The following is a 5,290-nucleotide window of genomic DNA, read 5'->3' as shown; positions in this document are numbered from 1 at the left end:
GTTGCTCTTCTCAGCGGTTCTGATGTCACCATTGCCCTGTTGGACCGACCCGCCTACCTCTCCTTTTCTATCGGAGCCTCAGGCTCAGGGAAACTGTCCGCCGTGGGCTGGACTCCCAATGGTGACGACTTCTATCTCCTCAAGTCTCTGGCAAAGGGTGATTCAGAAGTCTGGGCCGTGGACCGTCTGGCTCAGGGAGCCCGCCGGATCCTGAGGGATCTCCCATCCATCGAGATTGCACACGCCGATCTCTCGGCTGGGGTCGGCGACTGGATTTCATGTCTGTCAAGGGGGGACGGATTCTGGAGCCTCTGGGCGTATAACACAGTGACCCAGAAGAGACTCATAGTGGCTGATTCCCTGTCCCGGACTCCGGTCCGTACATGGTCGGCAGAGAACCGGTTAGCCTATTGGGTTCCAGAGCGCGGTCTAGTAGTGATCGAAATCTCGGACCATCATGTGGTTCCTGTTATGGGACTCCCTCTTCCAGAAGTAAGAGAGCTAAAATGGTCACCAAAAGATCGATACTTGGGAGTGTTGTCTGATGGGTTAGATGTGGTCGATGTGTCAACCGGTACAATCGAAAGGGTTGTTCACGGCTACCGGCCCGAGGTCTGGGATTGGCTCAATGAAAAGAATCTGGTCTACGTGCAGGGCGCAGCGATTCTCGCTGTCCATGTCGATGGAAACAAGAAATGGCAGGTTTTCCCCTAGACACCCCCACATTAGACACAGACTGCGGAATGAGAATTAAACCTGCCGTAAGGGCTGGTGACCTCGTGGAACGAGGGGCCGTGAAACGCCCCGGACATGCAGGTATGAACTTTTCAACGTTTCGTGTTTCGGATTGGGTTGGGTGTGGGGCAAGGCTACGCGGAATTTCGATTTTCGATCTGCATCGGCGCTGGTCGGTGCTCCGCTATTGACACATCATCTGTTTTAGATATAATGGATTTTGCCTGCGGGTGCGTGTGAAGCTCAAACAAGGTGGTTCTCTGTGTCAAGGGTAAGTAATCTTGTAGTCCTCATGTTCTCTGCCACACTTGTACTGGTTTTGTCCACGTGTGGGAAAGCTCAAAGCTACAACCGCTACGCACACGTCGAACTTTTCAAGAAGTCCGTCGATTATCTCCAGGAAAGTGGGTTGAACGATGTCTATGAGTTCTACACTGGGGATAACCCGGCGAGCATCGACATCCGTGATCTTGCGGATCAAGAGGATGAAATCATGTGGGTCGACGTTCACAGCACAACCGAACCAGACGAAGATGCCGCCCAGTTTTTGATAAATGAGTCCTACGCTTACTGCTGGAACGACAGCCTGGAAAAGCTCCAGGATCCCGGTGACATAGAGTCTTGCAAGGATTGCATCCGGGCTGTGGTGGATCAATTTCCCAGCATTGCGCTGCCCAGGGCTGGTCAGGAGACAGTTTACTTCCCAACACGTGGCACCTTCAGGTCCAGGTACGACTTCTGCTGGGAGGTTCCACTTTCTTTGATTGTCGGGCTTGTAGATCCGCTCTGCGATTCTCTCGGAACAAGATACGGTGTGCTTGCGGAGAACTCATTAAGAACAAAAGTGCAGGTGCACGATGCCAAGGTCAAATCTATGGAGTATCTGAACTATGGAATTAGAGCCTGGAATGATTCAGACTGCGAATCGTCCTTGCGCTGGCTGACGAGAATCTGCAATTATGACGCTCATCACACAATGACCGTTTTCAAGAGTTATGATTATTTGACTGAGGACTGGGTCAGCCAGGACATGGATGGCGACCTGGACGTAGACTACGATGACGCAGAGATATGGAATCAGAACCTCTTGAGATATGGAATCTACTACATGCTTTTCTGTAATCTGGCTGACTCCAGGTTACCGGCTGTGGTTGCAGAGAGTATCGGCGTCCATCATGCGAACCTTTTGGATTGGCACTCAACGTTAATGGACGAAAGAGCGTCCTACTCTGCAACCTTGTGGCCGCTGGTGGATGAATTGAACGACTACTTCAACGGCAATGCCACGAGCGCTATTGATACACTTCTCCCTAGAATCGTAAAGGCTACAGCAGTCCTTCTTGCTCAGTTCTATTACAATGCCGTCGATTCTACACATCCTGAATTTGTAGTCGTAGACGTTGAAGGGATTCCCAAGACCAGAAGAGTTCCCATACACTACTGGCACAACAACGCAAATACAGCAGGAATCAGCACAGACAGTCTATCTGGTGAACACTTCAAGTATTATGACATATCCAATTCATTTGGAATGGAGGTAGAAGAATGTGTAGGTTGCGACACCACCATGGGCTACAGATTCAGCCATATGGTAGTCTGTGATGGCGATACGACCTACATCCTTGTTGAACCCGCTCTGACAGTCGACCGTGCGACCACTGTACACGTGGTTTATACGCCTCACTGGAACGTGGTGGACGAATTCGAAGTCGACTCAGAGCCGCAAAAGCATCAGCAGTCTTCTAGCCACAATAGAGGAACACCGGAAGTATTCTCGCTTTCTCAGAACTATCCTAACCCTGCCACCAGTTCAACAACCATACAGTACGCCCTTCCTAACGACTCTCACGTGAAGCTTGAGGTATACAACACAGCTGGCCAGAAAGTAATGACAGTTGTGGATGAGGAGCAAAAGGCTGGATACAGAAGCACAGATTTGACTACCGAAAGGCTTTCAGCTGGCGTATACTTCTATCGGCTTAAGGCGGGAGATCATCAATCAACCAGGAAGATGACGGTCCTGAAATAACCCGGGAGAAAGAGGCTCCCATGCGCATTGTCTTCCGTCTGCAACGCCACTCGATAGCGCTATGAAATGGGTCCTCTCGCAAATGCCAGGCCACGGTGGCGAGACGAGATTACCCTTGACTCACCACAACAGCGATGTAATATTGGTGCGCCCACATGGCTATGGTAGGGGAAGCGAATGCCTAGAGAACTGAGCCTTTCGGACAAGGAAATAGAGAAGATTGGCTCCACAGTGGGCCGCCAAGTGGTCGAGCAACTTGACAAGACCTGTGGCATATTCACCCTACTCGAGTTTTTGAACAAGAAGCTTGACAGCACAAAGCTTGGCATTGCTGATGCGCAAGCCATTTATGAAAAAGCCCTTGTTGAGAAAAAAGACTACACGGAGAAGCAGGCACGCAATAGCTGGGTAGCCAAGGTTGGCATAGGATTCCAAAAGTGTGTGCAGTCCTATATCAACCGCCACCTAATGTCCTCTGGCGTGGCAGCTGTCTCTGCGAGCTTCATTCGGAAGAGGACACCGGACCTAAAGCGTTTTCTCTCCTTGCCCGCGAAACGACGTTGTGTCCAGCAAATGACTGATCTGTGGCCTGATAACGACATAATCCTGGTAGCTCGAGACCAGAGTGGAATTTGGAGAGCCTTCGCGATTCTCAGCTGCAAAACATCTTTCCATGCCAGAGAAACAGAGGGCTGCTTCTACGCTCTCGCCATCAGAGACCTAGGCATAAGAACAGCGATGGTGACCCTGGATCTGGATGAAGAGTTAGGAACATGCCAAAAGCCGACCAAGGCGAGGCAACTACTTGAGATGTACTTCGATGCTACTTACGTACTCAATCCTGCCACATCGCTGTGTCCGCAGATACTAAGCTTCGAAGACATGTGTGACAATATTGGGAATTGGGCAAGAGCACTTGTACCTACGATGGATACCCGACCAATTGAAGAGAGAAATCGCGTAGGAGGTTGTCGAGTTGAAGCTCCTAGAAGACATAAAATGCGGGGATGCCTTAGAAGTGATGAAGGACATCCCTGACAAGACCGTACACCTGGTAATCACGTCACCGCCTTACAACGTCGGGGCCAAGTATGACAACCATGACGACGAGCTTGCGTACGACGACTACCTCAACTGGCTGATGGATGTATGGACGGAAGTGAAGCGGATCCTGGTCACTGGGGGACGGTTTGCGCTCAATATAGCGCCAACGAGCATCAAGAACTTCAACCCAATTCATCATGACTTTATCGAACAAATGCGCCAAATCGGGATGACAATGCGCACGGAAATCTTGTGGTACAAGCAGACTATGCTGCGGAGGACTGCCTGGGGAAGTTGGAAGAGTCCTGCTAACCCTCATATTGTCCCCTCATGGGAGTACGTTCTCGTCTTCTGCAAAGACTCCTGGAAACTGAAGGGCGATCCAAAGGACATCGACATAACCGCGGATGAGTTCAAGAGGTACTCTGATGGGTTCTGGTATATTCCACCTGAGACCCGACGGCGTGGCCATCCGGCTCCTTTTCCAGAGGAACTGATCTACAGGCTGATCAAGTTCTACACCTACAAAGGGAACCTGGTGCTGGACATGTTCGGCGGTACTGGAACCGTTGCCCTGGTCGCATACAAGACGGGGAGAGACTTCGTTCACATAGACATATCAGAAGAGTACTGCAAGATAGCCTCACACCGACTTGAAGACGCGGCCCGTAAGCAGGAAGCACTTTTTCGACCTTCAAAGAAACCTCAAGAGATTGAGAGCAAGTTAAGAGAAGACCTCCTATTCATCCACACCACGGGAAAAGGAACAAGGAGGGTGATTCCCAGTATTCGGTCTCCCTCTCATGGAAGAAAACGGAAGCCTCCTATCAGAAAGCAAACCTAGCCAACCCCGGAGCCCAAGCCTTTCTGTCATTCTACGGCGCTTCACTCCGTTCCCTTCGGTCCGCTCAGAAGGCCGTGACACGGCCGCTCGTAAAACGAGCCGGGCGGGCAGGTCCCTCTACATTTAAGATCGTAGATCTAAGATCGAAGATTGCCGTGGAGAATGACATCAGCTCTCTGTCATCGTGTTTAGTCTTTGTTAGAGGTCACAAGCAAAGCGTGGTGAGCTTGTTACACAGAGTTAATCCCGAGAGAAGTCGAGGGAAGCGAAAGTGAAGGATCTGCTTGTGCCAGATTGCTTCGCTATCGCTTTGATTGTCCTCCGCCGGCTTGTGCCGACGGAGGACCAAATATGTCTCATCCCGCCTGCGACGGGCTGGACCTATTTGGCTCGCAATGACATCTTTTTTGTCGTTCGTGGTCTTCTCAGCGAAGGAGGAGGAGTTTTTTGGCGGCTCTGTACTCACCTGATTTCATCTGGGTGAAATAGACACCGCTGGAAAGCCTGTGGCCGGCAGCATCAGTTCCATCCCATGTAACCTCATGTGGACCCGCCTTTGCTTTCCCGCTGGTGAGAACCTTCACCTGTCTGCCTGCAATATCGTAAATCTTGATGCTGGCTGCACCCGGTCGAGCCAA

The 5,290-nt window shown here is 51.0% G+C and carries 4 protein-coding genes; 3 read left to right on the top strand and 1 reads right to left on the bottom strand.

Annotated elements, in window-relative coordinates; genetic code table 11:
- Window positions 1-997 precede the first annotated feature (997 nt).
- From E3J62_00020 to E3J62_00010, 3 genes are all read left to right on the top strand, one after another.
- Window positions 998-2,764, top strand: a complete 1,767-nt coding sequence (locus tag E3J62_00020) for a T9SS type A sorting domain-containing protein (GenBank protein TET47921.1) — start codon at window positions 998-1,000, stop codon at window positions 2,762-2,764.
- Window positions 2,765-2,941: 177 nt separating this feature from the next.
- Window positions 2,942-3,802 carry a hypothetical protein gene (locus tag E3J62_00015; protein ID TET47920.1) on the top strand — a complete coding sequence of 287 codons (861 nt, stop codon included), beginning with the start codon at window positions 2,942-2,944 and terminating at the stop codon, window positions 3,800-3,802.
- The gene (locus tag E3J62_00010; protein ID TET47919.1) at window positions 3,741-4,652 is read left to right on the top strand and encodes a site-specific DNA-methyltransferase; all 912 of its coding nucleotides are present in this window, start codon (window positions 3,741-3,743) and stop codon (window positions 4,650-4,652) included. Before E3J62_00015 ends, E3J62_00010 begins: the two co-directional genes overlap by 62 nt.
- A 425-nt stretch (window positions 4,653-5,077) precedes the next feature.
- Here the strand turns inward: E3J62_00010 and E3J62_00005 are convergent, their stop codons facing one another.
- Window positions 5,078-5,290 (bottom strand): T9SS type A sorting domain-containing protein, encoded by a 213-nt coding sequence (locus E3J62_00005; protein TET47918.1) that lies wholly within the window; start codon window positions 5,288-5,290, stop codon window positions 5,078-5,080.

It is taken from the genome of candidate division TA06 bacterium (genome assembly GCA_004376575.1).
In the GTDB taxonomy this organism is placed as follows: Bacteria; Hydrothermota; DG-26; order E44-bin18; family E44-bin18; genus E44-bin18.
This window is presented reverse-complemented; position numbering and strand designations above follow the sequence as displayed.